Origin of the sequence: Corynebacterium sp. (assembly GCF_030152825.1) — a bacterium.
In the GTDB taxonomy this organism is placed as follows: domain Bacteria; phylum Actinomycetota; class Actinomycetes; order Mycobacteriales; family Mycobacteriaceae; genus Corynebacterium.
The window spans coordinates 82,143-99,818 of the sequence record NZ_JASLIP010000037.1; the positions used below are offsets into that span (position 1 = coordinate 82,143).

Genomic DNA, 17,676 nt, shown 5'->3' on the forward strand with positions numbered 1-17,676 from the left:
CCTTTGCCCCCATGTGTTCTGGTCTCTTCGCTGACGTAATGGAAATAGCGAAATAATTTTTATAAGAGACACTATTATTTATGAGACATAGATCACACCTCACTGAAGGAGGCGCACATGGCACCCAGGATCTACTCCAGCCCCTACCCGAGTTTGGACTACCCCAGCACCGACGTTTTCGACCTCATCTTCGGCGATCTCACCGAAGAAGAAGCAGCACTGCCCGCCATCACAGAGCTTTCCACCCAATCGACGGCCACCTATGGCGAGCTCACAGAATTCTCCGAGACCATCGCCGCCGAGCTAGCTTCTCGAGGCATCGGCGAGGGGGACGTGGTTACCCTCCAGGTACCCAATTCCATCAACTTCGCCGCTAGCCTGCTCGGTATCCTGCGAGCCGGGGCCATCGTCAACCCGATCGGCATGCTCATGAACCAGGCGGACGTGGAGCACATCGTAGAAGCTGCCGGAGCCAAGTTGTTCATCGGCCCGACCAATATGGAGCAACTCCCACAGATTTTCTCCATGGAGCTTGCTTCCCTACAGGGCAGTCCGAAAACCGCTCCAGAGGTCGATATCGACCCTGACTCGGTTGCCGCTGTCCCCTTCTCTTCCGGCACCACCGGGTTGCCGAAGGGCGTGCAGCTGACTCACCGCAATCTCACCAGCAACTTGATGCACGTACGGGAGATGATTGAGCGCTCCGGCATCGAAGCACGCAGCAACACCCTGAGTGTGCTGCCCTTCTCCCATATCTATGGCATGACGGTCCTGCTACTCGGGCCGCTGCTGCACCGGCACCACATCTTCACCATGCCGAAGTTCGACATCGAGCAGTTCCTGCGTGCCCACGCTGAGCGCGCGATTGAGTTCACGTTCATTGCCCCGCCGATGGCCATCGCGATGGCCAAAGGCCCAGAGATCGACCCGGCGTGGTTCTCCGCTTCAAAGCTCATGGTTTCCTCCGCGGCGCCGATCGACGCTCCAATTATGCGCGCGGTCGAAGAACGCCTCGACACGAAGGTTGTGCAGGGATGGGGCATGACGGAGGCCTCCCCGTTGGTCGCCCTAAACCTTCACGGCGACGCCGATCATTCCAGCGTCGGTAAGCCGGTGGCAGACACGGAAATCCGCCTAGTTGATATCGACACCCTGGAAGATGTTCCCGAAGGCGAGGCCGGCGAGGTACTCGTGCGCGGTCCACAAGTGATGAAGGGCTACCTGAACAACGACGAGGCCAACGCCGAAACGCTCATCGAGGGCGGTTGGCTGCGTACCGGTGACATCGCCCACTTCGGAGAGGATGGCGGGCTGCGCATCGTTGACCGCGCCAAGGAGGTCATCAAGTACAAGGGCTATCAAGTCGCGCCGGCCGAATTGGAGAGCCTGCTGCTCTCCCACCCAGACATCGCCGACGTCGGCGTCGTCGGCGCGGAGCGCGACGGCCTGGAGATCCCGCGAGCGTTCGTCGTCAAGCGTGAGGGCTCAGAGCTGGGGGCACAGGAGCTCATGGGCTGGGTCGCCGACCGCGTGACGCCGTACAAGAAGGTTCGCGCGGTGGAGTTCGTCGATGCCATCCCGAAGAACCCCACCGGCAAGATCCTGCGCCGCGAGCTGGCGAAGGTGCCCTTCGAGGGCTAGCAGCCCCACACCGCGAGAATCCCTAGAAGCCTCAGCCTCCCCGACCCACCCGAAAGTTGGGCTGGTGGGGAGGCTTCTCGCTCGCTAGCGCTGTAGAGGAGGCTTGATTCGCTAAACGTGCTGGCTCGGAAGCAGGCCGCGCCGCATGCGCTCCTGGACCACCTTGCGTAGGTGGTAGATGTACCACCACACGCCGATGAAGATCAGGGCCATCACGCCGATCACCAGGTTGGCGAATACCCCGATCAGGGCCAGGATCTGCAGGCCCCAGTTGATCTTGTCCGCAGCCTCGGCCTTCTGCATGAAGGCCGCCGCGAACATCAGCACCGCCACGGCGAGGACGTAGCCGAACTGCAGCCAGACCGGGCCCAGTCCCGAATCCACGCGGCCGACCACGGTCAGCCCCAGCAGCATCACGATCCCTTCCAGGATCAGGGTGCCCGCCATGACCCCGCGGATGCCCTTCATCGGGTCATTGGTTGGGGCGTGTCCCGGGCCGAGTGGCCCCATCTCCAGTTCTTCAGCCGGCTTGCGCGCCATCTGCTTCCAATCCTCCTGTGTACTCGAGCGTTCTACTCGGGCTTCTTGGCGAACAGCGTTCGCGCCTCACCTGCAGTCACCACAGAGCCGGTGATCAGCACCCCGGCCCCGGCCAGCATGCCATCGCTATCGTCCTCAGCCAACTGGATCGCGGTCTCCACCGCGGTCGGCAGCTGTTCGGCGACGTGGACCCGCTCCTCCCCGAAGGCATCCCGGGCGTACTCGGCGAGCACATCCACCGGCAGGGCACGCGGGGACTGCACCTCCGTGATGACGACGTCGTCGAGGACCGGCTCGAGCGCGGCGAGGATGCCGCGGGCGTCCTTGTCCCCCAGCACCCCGACCACGCCGATGAGTCGGCGGAAATCGAAGTCCCGGTCCACGGCCTTAGCCAAAGCGGCCGCGCCGTGCGGGTTGTGGGAGGCGTCGATGAACACGCTCGGGGTGGAGCGCACGCGCTCCAGCCGACCGGGGGAAGCCACGGTGGCGAAGCCCTCGCGCACCTTGTCGACGTCCAGCTGACGGTCCCCGCCCGCCCCGAAGAAGGCCTCCACCGCGGCCAGGGCGGTCGCGGCATTGCGGGCCTGGTGCTCCCCGGACAGCGGCAGGAAAATGTCGTCATAGGTCCCGGCCAGGCCCTTGATCGTCAGGCGCTGACCACCCACCGCGACGGTGGATTCCACGACACCGAACTCGGCTCCGGCGCGAGCCACCGCGGCGTCGACCTCGACGGACCGCTCCAGCAGCACGCACATCGCCTCGGGATCCTGCTCCGAGATGATCGCGATGTTCTCTGGTGGCGTGAGCAGATCCTCACGGTCCCAGCGGGACTTGATGATGCCCGCCTTTTCACCGGCGATCTCGGTGAGGGTGTCGCCGAGGAAGTCCGTGTGGTCCATGCCGATGGGCGTAATTACGGAGACATCGGAGTTCACGACGTTCGTCGCGTCCCAGGCCCCGCCCATGCCGGTTTCGATGACGGCGACGTCCACCGGGGCGTCCGCGAAGGCGCTGTACGCGAGGGCGACCAGCACCTCGAACTTGCTCATCTGCGGGCCACCCTCGGCCGTGGACTTCGCGTCCACCATCTCCACCATCGGCTGGATCTCCCGCCACATGCGGATGTAATCCTGCGGGTGGATCGGCTCGCCGTCGACGGCGATGCGCTCGGTGACCAGCTGCAAGTGCGGGGAGGTCGTGCGACCCGTGCGGCGATGGAACGCCCGCAGCAGTGACTCGATCATCCGCACCACGGAGGTCTTGCCATTGGTGCCGGCGACCTGGATGGTCGCAAAGGAGCGCTCCGGGTTACCCAGGAGATCCATGAGCATCTCGATGCGTTCCAGGGAGGGGTCGATCTTCGTCTCCGGCCAGCGCTGATTCAGCTCGGCTTCGACCGCGGCGAGGTCCGCCAGATCTTCCTCCGTGATGGGCCGCGGCGGCAGGGCGTCGTCGCCGCTCAGCTGACCATCCTCCTCGCCCGGCTTCGCGCCGGCAGCGTCGATCGGCAGCGCTAGGCCGTGCTCGTCGAGGCGCACTCCACCGACGGCGGACGCGGCAGCGGCTGCCCCCTGGCCGGTCAGCTCGGCCGCACGGGCCTCCCCGGCCTCGCCGTGGCCGGGGTCCTCTGCCGGCGTGGTATTCAGATCACGGTCCGTGGAATCGGTCATTTCTTTGGCAGCCCCTCCAGGCGGCGGGTGATGCGGTCGAACTCCTCCTGAGCCACAACCTGGCGTTCCTTGATATCTACCACGACGTGCTCCGGAGCCTTATTCAGGAAGTTCTCGTTGCTGAGCTTCTTCGCCGCGTTATCCAGCTCCTTCTGGGCGTTGGCGAGGTCCTTCTCCAGGCGCTTGCGCTCGGCCTCAATATCCACCGCGTCGGAGGTGTCCAGCTCAACGGTGATCGTGGCCTGGCTCAGGCGCAGCTCGATGGAGGCGGTGGTCTCCCAGTCATCCCCCGGCTCCTCGAAGCGCGCCAGGGAGCGGATGGCTGCCTCTTCCTCCTCGAGGTCCACGGCGGCGAAGTCCAGGCGGCCCGGGACGCGCTGCTTCGGCTTGACGCCCTGGTCGGCGCGGAATCGGCGCAGCTCGGTGACGAGCTTCTCCAGGTCGGCCATGCGGCGGGCGGCCAGCTCGTCCGGCTCAGCGCCATTGTTGGTCATGGACTGGTCCGGCCACTCGGCGATGACCAGGGACTCCGGGTAGCCCTCGACGTCCTTGGTTAGGGCGGTCCACAGCGTCTCCGTGACGAAAGGCATCGCCGGGTGCAGCAGTCGCAGCACCGCGTCGAGGACGCGGCCGAGCACCACCTGGGTGTTCACGCCGCGGACGTACTCCTCCTCGGTGGCGGAGTCCCAATCGCGCGGGATCTGCACCTTCGCGATCTCCAGGTACCAGTCGCAGAACTCGCCCCACGCGAACTTGTAGAGGTTCTCATTAGCCAGGGAGAACTCGTAGCGCTCCAGGGCATCGTCGACGAGGGCGCGGGTGGCCTCGAGGCGGTCGAGGATCCAACGGTCCGCGTCGGTCAGCTCCTCGCGCGGCGGCAGCTCGCCAATCTGCGCGCCGTTCATGAGCGCGAACTTGGTGGCGTTGTACAGCTTCGTCGCGAAGTTGCGGGAGGACTGCGCGGAGTGCTCGCCAACCGGCAGGTCCGCACCGGGGTTGGCGCCACGAGCCAGGGTGAAGCGCAGCGCGTCAGCGCCGTAATCGCGCACCCAATCCATCGGGTCGATGCCGTTGCCCAGGGACTTGGACATCTTGCGGCCGTGCTCGTCGCGGACGAGGCCGTGGAGGAAGACGTCCTTGAACGGCACCTGCGGACGGCCATCGCGGGCAGCCGGGTCCTCGCCATTTGCCTTGCCGTGCAGCGGGGAGTCCTCGAGCGTGTCCGCGAAGGTAGCGAACATCATCATGCGGGCGACCCAGAAGAACAAAATATCGTAGCCGGTGACCAGCACGGAGGTTGGGTAGAACTTCTGCAGGTCCGGGGTGTTCTCCGGCCAGCCCATCGTGGAGAACGGCCACAGGGCGGAGCTGAACCAGGTGTCCAGCACGTCCTCGTCCTGGCGCCAGCCCTCGCCCGTCGGCGGCTCGTCATCCGGGCCGCAGCACACGACCTCACCTTCCGGCCCGTACCAGATCGGGATGCGGTGGCCCCACCACAGCTGGCGGGAGATGGTCCAGTCGTGCATGTTGTCCACCCAGTCGAACCACCGCGGTTCCTGGGAGGCCGGGTAGATGGTCGTATCCCCCTCGCGGACGGCGTCGCCGGACATCTTCGCCAGCTTCTTCACGTCCACCCACCACTGCAGGGAAAGCCGCGGCTCGATCGGCTCGCCGGAGCGCTCGGAGTGGCCGACGGAGTGCACGTAGGGGTGCTTGCGGGCCACCACACGGCACTGCTCCTCGAGGGCCAGGCGGATCTTCTCGCGGGCCTCGAAGCGGTCCATGCCGTCGAACTGCGTGCCCGTGCCGGACACGTGGCCGGTCTCGTCGAGCACCACCGGCATCGGCAGGTCGTGGCGCTGCCCCATCGCGAAGTCGTTCGGGTCGTGCGCCGGCGTGATCTTCACCGCACCGGTGCCGAACTCCGGATCCACGTAGTCGTCCGCGATGATGACCATCTCGCGGTCCGGCAGGAATGGGTGCGGCAGCGTGGTGCCGACGAGGTCGGCGTAGCGCTCGTCCTCCGGGTGCACTGCAACGGCCACGTCGCCCAGCATCGTTTCCACGCGGGTGGTCGCGACGATGACGTGGGGCTCGTCGTCGTTGAGGGAACCGTAACGGAGGCTGACCAGCTCGCCCTCGACGTCCTCGTAGTTGACCTCGATGTCGGAGATGGCGGTCTGCAGCACCGGCGACCAGTTGACCATCCGGTTGGCCTGGTAGATCATGCCCTGGTCGAACAGGGCCTTGAAGATGGTCTGGACGGCGCGGGAGAGTCCCTCGTCCAGGGTGAAGCGCTCGCGGGACCAGTCCACGGAGTCGCCGATGGCGCGCATCTGCTGCTGGATCAGGCCACCGTATTCGTCCTTCCACTCCCAGACGCGCTCGATGAACTCTTCGCGGCCGTAATCGAAGCGGTCTTTGGACTCGCGTTTCTTTAGGTCGGATTCCACGCGGGTCTGGGTGGCGATGCCTGCGTGGTCGGAGCCCGGCAGCCACAGGACCTCGTAGCCCTGCATGCGACGGCGGCGGGACATCGCGTCGATCAGGGTGTGATCCAGCGCGTGGCCCATGTGTAGCCGCCCGGTGACGTTCGGCGGCGGCAGGACGATGGAGAACGGCGGCTTATCGCTCGTCGCGTCGGCCTTGAAGTAGCCGGCCGAAACCCAGCCTTCGTAGAGCTCCGATTCCACATCGGATGGGTTCCACTGATTGGGCAACAGCTGCGAACGATCCTCGCCGCGCTGGACACCCTGGGACGTTGCAGGAGTATTGCTGGTCATCGCACCCTGATCACTTACTCGGGGACAAATTCTGTTGAACTCATCCCAGTGTAGTAGACCGGGCGGACACGGCTGGCAGCTCGTCGGCTAACCCGGGCCACCAGCCGGAACAGCGGTGTGTGGCTAGTCGATGAAGCCGGCTTCGCGCACCGCGGCCAGCTCCTCCTCCAGCTCCTGCTGGGTGCGCGCGATGCGCTGCTTCTGCTCCTCACCCAGATCCAAGCCCTGGACGATCTCCCACTCGCCGTTCACGCTGCGGCACGGGAAGCCGAAGACAAGCCCCTCCGGCACACCGTAGGAACCGTCGGAAGGCAGCGCGACGGAGACCCACTCGTCGCCCTCGGTGCCGAGCAGCCAATCCCGCATGTGGTCGATGGCCGCGGACGCCGCGGAAGCTGCAGAGGAGTGGCCGCGGACCTCGATGATCTCAGCGCCTCGCTTGGCCACGCGCGGGATGAACTCCTCGCTGACCCACTCTGCGCCCAGCTTCTCGAAGACCGGCTCGCCGCCCGCGCGCAGGGCGGTAGCATCCGGGAACTGGGATGCCGAGTGGTTGCCCCACACGACCATGCCCGAGAGCTCGGAGACCGGGACGTCTAGGCGGTCGGCGGCCTGGGACAGCGCGCGGTTGTGGTCCAGGCGCATCATCGCGGTAATACGGTTCGGCGCGATGCCCTTGGCGTGGGCGGCGAGAATGGCGGCGTTGGTGTTCGCCGGGTTGCCGACCACCAGCACGCGGGCGTTCGGGGCGACCTCACCCAGTGCCTCACCCTGCGGGCCGAAGATGGCACCGTTGGCGGCGAGCAGGTCCGCACGCTCCTGCCCCTTCTGGCGCGGCTTCGCACCGACCAGGAAAACGACGTCGGCGTCCTGGAAACCCTCGCGGGCATCGGTGTGGACGGTGACGTCCCCGAGCAGCGGGAACGCGGCGTCCTTCAGCTCCATGGTCACGCCCTCCGCGGCGCGCTTAGCGGGCTCGATCTCGATGAGGCGGAGGTTCACCTTCCGCCCCGGTGAGATTTCGCCTGCTGCCAGACGGAACAGCAGGGAGTACGAGATCTGCCCCGCTGCGCCGGTGACCGCCACGTTCAAGGCATCGGAGGTGTTCTGCGAAGTGTTATCAACCATGAGTGAAACCGCCTTTAATCAGGATCGGGGGCACCAACCGGGGGCGATATCCCCCAATTGATCTTTCCGACCCCAGCCTACCCGCGAACAGTCATTACGATGAGGAGAGAAAGTTTTGACTGGAGAGGAACAATGACCGACGACTCAGCTCGCCATCTTCCTCACTCGGTGCACCGGTACGACCTCGACCCGATCGACTACGCCCGAGCGATGGAGTGCGCCCTGCCGATCGCCGTGGAGTACGGGACGGATATCCCGAAGGCCCAGCTGGTGGCGATCCAACGCGCCGGTAACCTCCCCGCCGAGCACGCCCTGCTGAGCAATAACCAGGAGCTCTACGAGGAGGCGCTGCGTTACGCGCTGGCAACCCTCTGGCCGGCCGAACCAAAGAAGTTCGAGGACGACATCGCCAGCCTCACCCCGGTGCAGGCAGTGCGGCGCCTCGTGTGCGAAACGCTCGCCCGGGCGCAGCGCAATCCGGACTCCATGCGCCTGATCGCCGCGGAGAACCTCTACAACCGGGCGGACGTGCCGAACCGTATCGACGTGCTCGAGCAGTCCCCCGTCATTCTCCAGATAGACCGTGCCCTCCTGCGAGGCCACGACCTCGGCGCCTTCCGCACCGGGGTGTCCGCGGAGGACGTCTACATCCTCATCCTGGGGCTATCCGGTTTCGCCACACTGCACCGCAACACCTTCTACGCGCTCTACGGGATGGACGTCCGCGAGCCGCACAACGAGTCCGGGGTCACCGAACTTGCCTGCGACGCCGTCGTCGCCTTCCTCACCACGCCGATGCGGACCAGGCAGGATAATTCCTATACCCACTCCTCCCCCTCCGAGATTGTGGGCGAATCGGTTGCCGCGAGCCTCTACGACTCCGAGGAGTTCTGGCAGGAGTAGCCCCGCCAACCAATCCCCCGCCCCACGCGGTGCACAGGGTGGGCCGCGGTTCACTGCCCCCCTAGTCGCCTTGCCCTCCTTGCGCGCCGCCTAAGCGGAGCGCTTATCTCGCTCGGCGACCTCCTCGTGGGTCAGGCGGGTCGGCTCGGATTCACCCTTCGCAGCAGCCTCGGTGATCAACACCTCGGCGATGTCCTCCTCCTCAGGGATGGAGTACATGATCGGCAGCAGGATCCGCTCCATGATGGAGCGCAACCCGCGTGCACCGGTCTCCCGCGCGAGCGCCTGGCGGGCAACCTCGCGCAGCGCTCCGTCCTCGAAGGCCAGCTGCACGTTGTCCATCTCGAACAGGCGCTGGTACTGGCGCACCAGGGCGTTCTTCGGCTCGGTGAGCACCTGCACCAGCGCGTCCTCGTCCAGGTGTCCGACGTGAGTGACCACCGGCAGGCGGCCGATGACCTCCGGGATCAGCCCGAACTTCACCAGGTCCTCCGGCTCCACATACTGAAACGGGTCCTTGACCTGGTCGTTCTTGGAGGTGACCTCCGCACCGAAGCCCAGGCCCTTCTTGCCGCGGCGATCCTCGATGACCTTCTCCAGGCCCGCGAACGCACCCGCGACGATGAAGAGCACGTTCTTCGTGTCGAACTGGATGAACTCCTGGTTCGGGTGCTTGCGCCCGCCCTGGGGTGGGACGGCAGCGACCGTGCCCTCCAGGATCTTCAGCAGCGCCTGCTGCACGCCCTCACCGGAGACGTCGCGGGTGATGGACGGGTTCTCGGACTTACGGCCGATCTTGTCCACCTCGTCGATGTAGATGATGCCGCGCTGCGCCTTCTCGACGTCGAAGTCTGCGCTCTGCAGCAGCTTCAGCAGGATGTTCTCGACGTCCTCGCCCACGTAGCCGGCCTCGGTCAGCGAGGTCGCGTCGGCGATGGCGAAGGGGACGTCCAGCATCCGGGCCAGAGACTGCGCCAGGTAGGTCTTACCGGAGCCGGTGGGTCCCAACATGAGGATGTTGGACTTCGAGAGCTCGACCTCGTCGTCGCTGCGGCGGGCCAGCGCATTGGCCTCCTCGACCTGAATGCGCTTGTAGTGGTTGTAGACAGCCACCGCGAGGGTGCGCTTCGCTTCATCCTGGCCGATGACGTACTTGTCCAGGAAAGCGGAAATCTCGGACGGGGTTGGCAGCTTGCTTTGCGGCTCCTGCGCGCTGGTAGCTACCAGCTCTTCCTCGATGATCTCGTTGCAGAGTTCAATGCATTCATCGCAGATGTAGACCCCGGGGCCGGCGATGAGTTTGCGGACTTGTTTTTGGCTCTTGCCGCAAAACGAGCACTTCAGCAGCTCTGCGCTTTCTTGCATCTGTGAGAACCAGTCTTTCTGAGAAATTGGTGGTGCTACGGCGGGTATCCAACACTACCCAAAAACCCCGCTGCGCTGACTGAGCAACACTGCGGGGCTTGAGGGGCTGGGTTCGCCAACCCCGGTTGCGAGAACCGTGAGGCCACGCCCCACGGAAACTATCGACCGCTACTCCTGAGCGGAGAGCTTCCGGTACTCGAAGACCTGGTCGATGATGCCGTATTCCTTGGCGGCCTCGGCGTCCAGGATCTTGTCGCGGTCGGTGTCGATGCGGATCTGCTCCTCGGACTTGCCTGTGTGGCGAGCCAGGGTGGACTCCATGAGCTTGCGCATGCGCTCGATCTCGTTGGCCTGGATCTCCAGGTCCGAGACCTGGCCCTGCACGCCGCCGGAGGCTGGCTGGTGGATCAGCACGCGGGCATTCGGCAGCGCGGCGCGCTTGCCCGGGGTACCCGCGGCGAGCAGCACGGCGGCAGCAGAGGCCGCCTGGCCGAGGCACACGGTCTGCACGTCCGGGCGGACGTACTGCATCGTGTCGTAGATGGCCATCAGGCTGGTGAAGGAACCACCAGGCGAGTTGATGTACATCGTGATGTCGCGGTCCGGGTCGAGGCCCTCCAGGACGAGCAGCTGGGCCATGATGTCGTTGGCCGCGGCGTCGTCCACCTGGGTGCCCAGAAAGATGATCCGCTCTTCGAAGAGCTTGTTGTACGGGTTGGATTCCTTCGCCCCGTAGCTGGAGTGCTCAACGAAGGATGGCAGGATGTAGCGCGATTCTGGCATCTTCATTCTTTACTTCTCCTTCGCAGAGCTGATGACGTGGTCGACGAATCCGTAGTCCTTGGCCTGCTGGGCGGTGAACCAGCGGTCGCGGTCGGAGTCCTTCGTAATCTGCTCGACGGTCTGGCCGGTGAAGCCGGCGATCAGCTCCGCCATCTCACGCTTGGTGTGTGCGAACTGCTCTGCCTGGATGGCGATGTCGGCCGCAGTACCGCCCACGCCAGCGGAAGGCTGGTGCATCATGATGCGAGCGTGCGGCAGAGCGTAGCGCTTGCCCTTGGTGCCTGCGGAGAGCAGGAACTGGCCCATGGACGCTGCCAGGCCCATGCCGTAGGTGGCGATGTCGCAGGGCGCGTACTGCATGGTGTCGAAGATGGCCATACCCGCGGTGACGGAGCCACCCGGCGAGTTGATGTACAGGGAGATGTCCTTCTCCGGGTCCTCCGCTGCCAGCAGCAGGATCTGAGCGCAGAGCTTGTTAGCGATTTCGTCGTCAACCTGGCTGCCCAGGAAGATGATGCGCTCGCGCAGCAGACGCTCGAAGACCGAGTCGTTGAGGTTCATCCCAGCCGTGTCGGCGGACATGAGGCTGCTCGAAAGACTGCTCATTGTGCCCCTTTTCGTTCATTGGTTTATTCTTTGTGGCTTCCACAGTAGCGACTAACCCTCGGGTCGTGCCCTATGAAAAGCCCCTGTTCGCTTTAAGCGCACAGCACCCCCGGAGTATTCCTCCAGGGGTGCTGAGTCAAAGCCGTCGGTCAAAGCCGCCGCTTTGGTGTCACGACGCCGCCGGCGCTCACCGAACCTTGTCAGGCACAGCAGGCCGGGTGGCTAGCGTGCGCGGGGATTACTTGTCCTCGCTCTTCCTGGCTGCAGCCTTCTTCGTGGTCTTCGTAGCTGCGGCCTTCTTGGTCGTCTTCTTGGCGGTCGACTTCTTGGTCGTCTTCTTCGCCGTGGACTTCTTGGCGGTCGACTTCTTGGTCGTCTTCTTCGCCGTGGACTTCTTAGCAGCCTTCTTGGTGGTCTTCTTCGCGGAAGACTTCTTAGCGGCCTTCTTCGGCTTCTCGTCCTTCTTGGCCTCCTCGGCCTTCTCGGACTCCTCCTCAGTGCCGAAGAACTGCTTCGGGTCGACCTCGTTACCCTCGGAGTCCTTCACGGAGCTCTTGGCGATATTGATCGCCAGAGCCTTGCCGCGGCGGACGTCAGCGAACAGGCTGCCGATCTGACCGGCCTGCTGCAGCTGCATGATGAACTGGTTCGGGTCCATGCCGTACTGGGCAGCGGTGAAGCCGATGTGGTCCATCAGCTCCTCCTGGGAGACCTCCGGCTGCTCGACGTCAGCCAGGGCGTCCAGGAACAGCTGGGTGCGGACGGAGCCCTCAGCGGCCTCGCGGGCATCTTCCTCGAACTTCTCGCGGGTGATGTCCTGGGCTGCGAGCATCTGCTCGAAGACCTTCTCGTCGCCACCGAACTGGCTGATGAGCTGCTGGATCTGGCCCTGCACCTGCTCGTCAACCACGGACTGCGGCAGTGGAACCTCGACCTTTTCGAGCGCAGCCTCGAGGACCTTGTCGCGGATCTGGCCGGCCTGGCCGTTCTTCAGCTGCTCCTCAACCTGGGTTGCCAGGGAGTCCTTGAGCTCGTCCAGGGTGTCGAACTCGGATGCCAGCTGTGCGAAGTCGTCGTCCAGCTCCGGCAGCTCGCGCTCCTTGACGGAGTCGACCTTGACGGTAACCTCTGCCTCTTCGTCGGCGTGCTCGCCGGCAACCAGCTTGGAGGTGAAGGTGGACTCCTCGCCGGCCTTCATGCCGACCAGGGCGTCGTCCAGCCCCTCGATGAGGGAGTCGTTGCCAACCTCGTGGGACAGGCCCTCGGTGGTGGCCTCGTCCACGGTCTCGCCGTCGACGGTGGCGGACAGGTCAATGGAGACGAAGTCGCCCTTCTTGACCTTGCGATCGACGGACTTCAGGGTGCCGAAGCGAGCCTGCAGGTTCTTCAGCTCGCCCTCGACGGCCTCATCGTCGGCCTTGATGGCGTCGACCTCAACGGCGATGTCGGAGAAGTCTGGGACCTCGATCTCCGGACGGACGTCGACCTCGGCGGTGAAGGTGACGGACTCGCCGTCCTTAAGCTCGGTGATGTCGATCTCCGGCTGGCCGAGGGCCTTGACGTCGTGCTCCTCGACAGCCTGGCTGTAGCGGGACGGCAGCATTTCATTGATCACCTGGTCGAGGACCACGCCGCGGCCGAGACGGGTCTCGATGATCTTCGCCGGGACCTTGCCCTTGCGGAAGCCAGGGATGTTGACCTGCTGGCTCAGGGAGGCATACGCCTTGTCGAACTCCGGCTTGAGCTCGTCGAAGGGTACCTCGACGGTGATCTTGGTGCGGGTAGCGCTGAGCTTTTCAACAGAGCTCTTCACGAGTGCACTCTCCTGTGTATTCATGGTTGCTGACGGCCTGTGTCGCCAGTCAGCGTTGGACATCGACCAAGTTTATAGGGTCTTGATTTTCCGTGTCACCACACCCCCACCTAGTTTTGGCCGAGGACGCCCTACCAGGTGCGTTTCCGTCAGGCAGAAATCACGCAATTTCGGCTCACTCATCCGATCATGCAGCAGCGATGAGGCGCCCCTCCTCCGTGCCAAGTCGTGCCAGATTCGTGCCAAATGCGAGGGTCTTGAGTCCACCATTGATCTGCTTAGCGTGCCAGGGCGATAGGCACTTGACGAGCCTAAGACACGAGAAAACCCCTAGTCCGAAGACTAGGGGTTAAACATTGCCGTCGGGGCAACAGGATTTGAACCTGCGACCCCTCGCTCCCAAAGCGAGTGCGCTACCAAACTGCGCCATGCCCCGGCCACACTTTCGCGAACCTAAGCTCGCGTTGCGTGCGCTCTAACCATACGTTAGCCCTGGGGAAAGTCCAAACCGCTGTGCACAGCCTGGAATCCCCCGCTATAACCGCTGGTCAGAGTGGAGGGAACGACGGGAATCGAACCCGCGTCTTCAGCTTGGAAGGCTGAGGTATTAGCCACTATACGACGTTCCCAAAAGCAATCTTCACATCATGCCGGCCCGGCGTGAGCACGAAGCTTGCTGTGGATAGACACCCTACACGATGGCTCGGTCAACTACCCAACCGGCTCCACCGGGGTGAGCCGTGGACTTTAGGCCTCCGGGAGTGCCGGAGCCTCACCGGTCTTCTCGTACTCGGCGAGGATGTCGATGCGACGCTGGTGGCGCTCCGCCTCGCTCCACTCCTGGGCGATGAAGGCGTCCACGATGGCCAGCGCCTCCTCCTCGGAGTGCATGCGGCCGCCTAGGCCGATCAGCTGGGCATTGTTGTGCTCGCGGGCGAGCTTCGCGGTCTCCACGGACCAGGCCAGCGCACAGCGTGCGCCCGCCACCTTGTTCGCGGCGATCTGCTCGCCGTTGCCGGAACCACCCAGGACGATGCCCAGGGAGCCCTCGTCGGCAACAACCCGGCGGGCTGCCTCGATGCAGAAAGCCGGGTAGTCGTCGTTCGCGTCGTAGGTGTGTGCACCGCAGTCGATCACCTCGTGTCCAGCGGCCCTGAGGTGGTCTGCGATGAGGTTTTTCATGTCAAAACCGGCGTGATCGGCACCAAGATAAATTCGCATGATCTTTAGCCTACCGCAGTCTCCGTGGCGCTCGGATCCTCCGTGCGGGTCCGCTTGAGCTCGAAGAAGTGCGGGTAGCTACCCAGAGTGACGGAGGCGTCGAACAGCTCGCCTGCCTGCTCCCCCTTCGGCACGCGGGTCAGCACGGGGCCGAAGAAGCCACGGCCGTCGATGTCCACGATCGGGGTGCCGACCTCGTCGCCAACCAGGGAGATGCCGTGCCGGTGGGTTTCCTTCAGCTCGTCGAGGAATGCGTTCTCGGCGTGGGGGCGCAGCCCGATGCGGTCGATGAAGCCCTCCGGAAGGTCGAGCTTCTCAACGACCTCGGCGATGAGGTCGTCGTAGCAACCAATGTAGTCCCGCTCGCCGCGGTTCTCGTTGTGGATGGCCTCGCCCATCAGGGTGTAGTAATCGGCGATCTGGTCCGGGTGCTTGGCGTAGATCGCGGCAGCGGCCAGCGCTGGTGCCCAGGCTGCCTCCATGCGGTCCATGTAGGCGGGGTCGAGGTCGCGGCCGTCGTTGAGGACGGACAGGCTCATCGGGATGAAGTTCACCTTCACGTCGCGGACCTTCTCGACCTCCAGTAGCCAGCGGCTGGTCACCCAGGCGAAGGGGCAGGTGACGTCGAAGTACATGTTCAGCTCGTTCGTGGTGGCCACGGCGGGCTCCTTTCTTTTTCTTCTTCTGTTCTTCCCGCCACTGTATACATCTCGCAGTTCCCCACTTTTCTTCACGACGACGCCCTCGGGTGCAAGGAGCGGAAATCCGTGTCCGAACCCGCGCGTAGGGTGGAGCGCATGACCTCAACGAATCTCACTCAAACCGAAGCTCAGGCCCGCGCCGAGCTGATCTCCAATGTCCACTACACCGTGGAGCTGGACCTTTCTGCCGGCGAGGATATGCAGCGCGAGCAGTTCCCGAGCCGCACCACGATCGACTTCCGATCTGGTGCTGGTTCCACCTTCGTGGATTTCCGGGCGCGCGAGGTGAAATCCATTCACCTCGATGGGAAGGACATCACCGAACAAGCCATCGGGACCGGCGACTACGACGCCACCGCGGGCATCGCCCTTGCGGACCTGGCCGAGGGCACCCACCAGCTGGTGGTGGACGCCCTGGGCGATTATTCCGTCACCGGCGAGGGGCTGCACCGCTTCCAGGACCCCGCGGACGGCAATGTTTACCTCTACTCCCAGTTCGAGACCGCCGACGCCAAGCGCGTCTTCGCCTGCTTCGACCAGCCGGATATCAAGGCCACCTACTCGCTGAGCGTGCGTACACCACAGCCATGGCGCGTGGTGACGAATAACGTCGTTGCGGCCGAGCTCGAGGGCGACACGGTGGTCCACCGCGCGGAGGTGGACCACCTGCTGTCCACCTACCTGATCGCCTTCTGTGTAGGGCCGTGGCACGAGGTCACCGACGTGTGGCGTGGCGAGATCACCGCCCACCCGGAGACCTCCGACGATGCGCTGCTGGAGGCGCGCACCCGGGGCGAGATCCAGAACAGCGGCTCTCAGACCGTGCCGCTGGGCCTGTACTGCCGGCAGTCCCTGGCCGAGCACCTGGACGCCGAGGAGCTGTTCACCGTCACGAAGCAGGGCTTCGACTACTACTCCGAGCACTTCGGCATCGCTTATCCCTTCTACAAGTACGACCAGGTGTTCTGCCCGGAGTACAACATGGGCGCGATGGAGAACGCCGGTGTGGTGACGATCCGCGACGAGTACGTCTTCCGGTCTGCGGCCAGCCACTATGAGTACGAGCGCCGCGCGGACACAATCCTCCACGAGCTGGCGCACATGTGGTTCGGCGACCTGGTCACGATGACCTGGTGGGATGATCTGTGGCTCAACGAGTCCTTCGCCACCTGGTCGGCCGCCATGAGCCAGGCGAATGCCACCCGCTTCGACACCGCGTGGGTGACCTTCGGCAACAAGGAGAAGGCCTGGGCCTATGCCCAGGACCAGCTTTCCACCACCCACCCGGTGTTCACCGATGCCTCCGATATCGTCACCGTGGACGCCAACTTCGACGGCATCACCTACGCCAAGGGCGCGAGCGTGCTCAAGCAGCTAGCCGCCTACGTGGGCCTGGAGGCCTTTTTCGCCGGGGTGCGCACTCACTTCGCGGCACACGCCTGGGAGAACGCCACCTTCGATGACCTGCTCTCCGCGCTGGAGCGCTCCAGCGGCCGGGATCTTTCGGACTGGGCTGATCAGTGGCTGAAGACCACGGGCATCAACACGCTCAAGGCCAGCTTCGAGGTCGTCGATGGCGCTTACCGGAACTTCGCTGTCGAGCAAAGCGGGGCGGCCCCGGGGGCCGGCGAAACCCGTACCCACCGCATCGGCATCGGCATCTACCGCACCGACGACGACGGGCAGCTCAGCCGCATCACCCGCGTGGACGCCGACGTCGCTGGGCCTAACACCGCGATCCCGGAGCTGGATGGAACGCCGGCGGGCGAGCTCGTCATCGTCAACGACGACGACCTGAGCTACGCATTCATCGAGCTGGACGCCGACTCCCTGAAGGTGGCGACCGAGAACATCACCGCGATCGCAGACCCGATGCCGCGTTCCCTGATCTGGTCCGCGGCCTGGAACATGACCCGAAATGCGCAGATGCACGCCCGCGACTTCGTGGCACTTGTTGCCCGCGGTGCCGTCGCGGAGACCGAGATGGCGGTACTGGAGCAGCTTCTCGCGCAGTCCCGGGTGGCGGTGAGCACCTACGCTGCCCCGCAGTGGCGCGAGCAGGGCTGGGAACTGCTGCGCGAGGCCTTCCTGCGCGGCATGAAGGAAACCACGGGCCAGGCGCAGCTGGCTTTCGCCCGTGCATTTGCGCACAGCGTCCACAGCGCCGAGTCCGCCCAGATCCTGCAGGAGCTGCTTGGCGGGGCTGCGGCGAACTATGCGCCGGGACTGGAGATCGACCAGGACCTGCGCTGGCAGTTCCTCATCGCCCTGGCCGCCAGCCAGGACGAAAGCGGGGAGGCTGAAGAGCAGGTGGCCGCGCGGATCGCCGAGGAGGAGAACCGCGATGCGTCCTCCTCCGGTGCGATGCTGGCGCTGGAGGCGCGCTCGGCCGTCCCGACCGCCGAGGTCAAGGCCGCTGTGTGGGAGGAGATCACGCAGCGTGGCCCGCTGCTCTCCAACCTCGCGCTGCGCCACCGCATGGCGGGGCTGACGCGGGTGGGTCAGGGCGAACTGCTGCAGCC

General features: G+C 64.7%; 13 protein-coding genes and 2 tRNA genes. 3 read left to right on the forward strand and 12 right to left on the reverse strand.

The genetic code is table 11. From position 1 onward, the window contains the following. Window positions 1-117: 117 nt before the first annotated feature. On the forward strand, window positions 118-1,641 hold the full coding sequence (locus tag Q1V78_RS04585) for an AMP-binding protein (protein WP_300612127.1): 1,524 nt from the start codon (window positions 118-120) through the stop codon (window positions 1,639-1,641). 111 nt (window positions 1,642-1,752) lie between these two features. Here the strand turns inward: Q1V78_RS04585 and Q1V78_RS04590 are convergent, their stop codons facing one another. The 4 genes from Q1V78_RS04590 to Q1V78_RS04605 all read right to left on the reverse strand — a co-directional run bounded on the left by Q1V78_RS04590 (window position 1,753) and on the right by Q1V78_RS04605 (window position 7,762). Then, window positions 1,753-2,181, reverse strand: coding sequence for a DUF4233 domain-containing protein (locus tag Q1V78_RS04590; protein WP_300612129.1), 429 nt, complete (start codon window positions 2,179-2,181; stop codon window positions 1,753-1,755). A 32-nt stretch (window positions 2,182-2,213) separates the two neighbouring features. Next, window positions 2,214-3,851, reverse strand: a complete 1,638-nt coding sequence (locus Q1V78_RS04595) for a folylpolyglutamate synthase/dihydrofolate synthase family protein (RefSeq protein ID WP_300612131.1) — start codon at window positions 3,849-3,851, stop codon at window positions 2,214-2,216. Continuing rightward, window positions 3,848-6,634, reverse strand: coding sequence for a valine--tRNA ligase (locus Q1V78_RS04600; protein ID WP_300612133.1), 2,787 nt, complete (start codon window positions 6,632-6,634; stop codon window positions 3,848-3,850). Before Q1V78_RS04600 ends, Q1V78_RS04595 begins: the two co-directional genes overlap by 4 nt. A 123-nt stretch (window positions 6,635-6,757) precedes the next feature. Further along, on the reverse strand, window positions 6,758-7,762 hold the full coding sequence (locus Q1V78_RS04605; protein ID WP_300612135.1) for a malate dehydrogenase: 1,005 nt from the start codon (window positions 7,760-7,762) through the stop codon (window positions 6,758-6,760). A 132-nt stretch (window positions 7,763-7,894) separates the two neighbouring features. Between Q1V78_RS04605 and Q1V78_RS04610 the strand changes: the two genes are divergently transcribed. Then, the gene (locus Q1V78_RS04610; RefSeq protein WP_300612137.1) at window positions 7,895-8,665 is read left to right on the forward strand and encodes a hypothetical protein; all 771 of its coding nucleotides are present in this window, start codon (window positions 7,895-7,897) and stop codon (window positions 8,663-8,665) included. Window positions 8,666-8,755: 90 nt separating this feature from the next. On the opposite strand, the gene clpX is transcribed toward Q1V78_RS04610, so the two are convergent. The 8 genes from clpX to Q1V78_RS04650 form a co-directional block, all read right to left on the reverse strand. Next, entirely contained in the window at window positions 8,756-10,030 is a 1,275-nt protein-coding gene (gene clpX / locus Q1V78_RS04615; protein ID WP_300612139.1) for an ATP-dependent Clp protease ATP-binding subunit ClpX, read from the reverse strand. 168 nt (window positions 10,031-10,198) lie between these two features. Next, window positions 10,199-10,819 (reverse strand): ATP-dependent Clp protease proteolytic subunit, encoded by a 621-nt coding sequence (locus tag Q1V78_RS04620; protein WP_284780974.1) that lies wholly within the window; start codon window positions 10,817-10,819, stop codon window positions 10,199-10,201. A 3-nt stretch (window positions 10,820-10,822) separates the two neighbouring features. Continuing rightward, window positions 10,823-11,395: an ATP-dependent Clp protease proteolytic subunit gene (locus Q1V78_RS04625; protein WP_187441097.1), complete on the reverse strand. Its 573-nt coding sequence runs from the start codon at window positions 11,393-11,395 to the stop codon at window positions 10,823-10,825. A gap of 262 nt (window positions 11,396-11,657) precedes the next feature. After that, a complete protein-coding gene (tig, locus tag Q1V78_RS04630; protein WP_300612141.1) occupies window positions 11,658-13,232 on the reverse strand; it encodes a trigger factor in 1,575 nt (524 codons plus the stop codon). Window positions 13,233-13,594: 362 nt separating this feature from the next. Next, window positions 13,595-13,668, reverse strand: a tRNA-Pro gene (locus tag Q1V78_RS04635). A gap of 118 nt (window positions 13,669-13,786) precedes the next feature. Next, window positions 13,787-13,861, reverse strand: a tRNA-Gly gene (locus Q1V78_RS04640). A 118-nt stretch (window positions 13,862-13,979) separates the two neighbouring features. Next, window positions 13,980-14,453 (reverse strand): ribose-5-phosphate isomerase, encoded by a 474-nt coding sequence (locus tag Q1V78_RS04645; protein WP_300612143.1) that lies wholly within the window; start codon window positions 14,451-14,453, stop codon window positions 13,980-13,982. A 5-nt stretch (window positions 14,454-14,458) separates the two neighbouring features. Further along, window positions 14,459-15,088 (reverse strand): disulfide bond formation protein DsbA, encoded by a 630-nt coding sequence (locus Q1V78_RS04650; RefSeq protein WP_300612157.1) that lies wholly within the window; start codon window positions 15,086-15,088, stop codon window positions 14,459-14,461. Window positions 15,089-15,250: 162 nt separating this feature from the next. Here Q1V78_RS04650 and pepN point away from each other — a divergent pair. After that, a partial coding sequence (gene pepN / locus Q1V78_RS04655; RefSeq protein WP_300612145.1) for an aminopeptidase N occupies window positions 15,251-17,676 on the forward strand: 2,426 nt, incomplete at its 3' end.

Coding starts and splice junctions, on each gene's coding strand:
- Q1V78_RS04585 (WP_300612127.1), top strand. CDS start 118: ATGGCACCCAGGATCTACTCCAGCCCCTACCCGAGTTTGGACTACCCC.
- Q1V78_RS04590 (WP_300612129.1), bottom strand. CDS start 2,181: ATGGCGCGCAAGCCGGCTGAAGAACTGGAGATGGGGCCACTCGGCCCG.
- Q1V78_RS04595 (WP_300612131.1), bottom strand. CDS start 3,851: ATGACCGATTCCACGGACCGTGATCTGAATACCACGCCGGCAGAGGAC.
- Q1V78_RS04600 (WP_300612133.1), bottom strand. CDS start 6,634: ATGACCAGCAATACTCCTGCAACGTCCCAGGGTGTCCAGCGCGGCGAG.
- Q1V78_RS04605 (WP_300612135.1), bottom strand. CDS start 7,762: ATGGTTGATAACACTTCGCAGAACACCTCCGATGCCTTGAACGTGGCG.
- Q1V78_RS04610 (WP_300612137.1), top strand. CDS start 7,895: ATGACCGACGACTCAGCTCGCCATCTTCCTCACTCGGTGCACCGGTAC.
- clpX (WP_300612139.1), bottom strand. CDS start 10,030: ATGCAAGAAAGCGCAGAGCTGCTGAAGTGCTCGTTTTGCGGCAAGAGC.
- Q1V78_RS04620 (WP_284780974.1), bottom strand. CDS start 10,819: ATGAAGATGCCAGAATCGCGCTACATCCTGCCATCCTTCGTTGAGCAC.
- Q1V78_RS04625 (WP_187441097.1), bottom strand. CDS start 11,395: ATGTCCGCCGACACGGCTGGGATGAACCTCAACGACTCGGTCTTCGAG.
- Q1V78_RS04645 (WP_300612143.1), bottom strand. CDS start 14,453: ATGCGAATTTATCTTGGTGCCGATCACGCCGGTTTTGACATGAAAAAC.
- Q1V78_RS04650 (WP_300612157.1), bottom strand. CDS start 15,088: ATGTACTTCGACGTCACCTGCCCCTTCGCCTGGGTGACCAGCCGCTGG.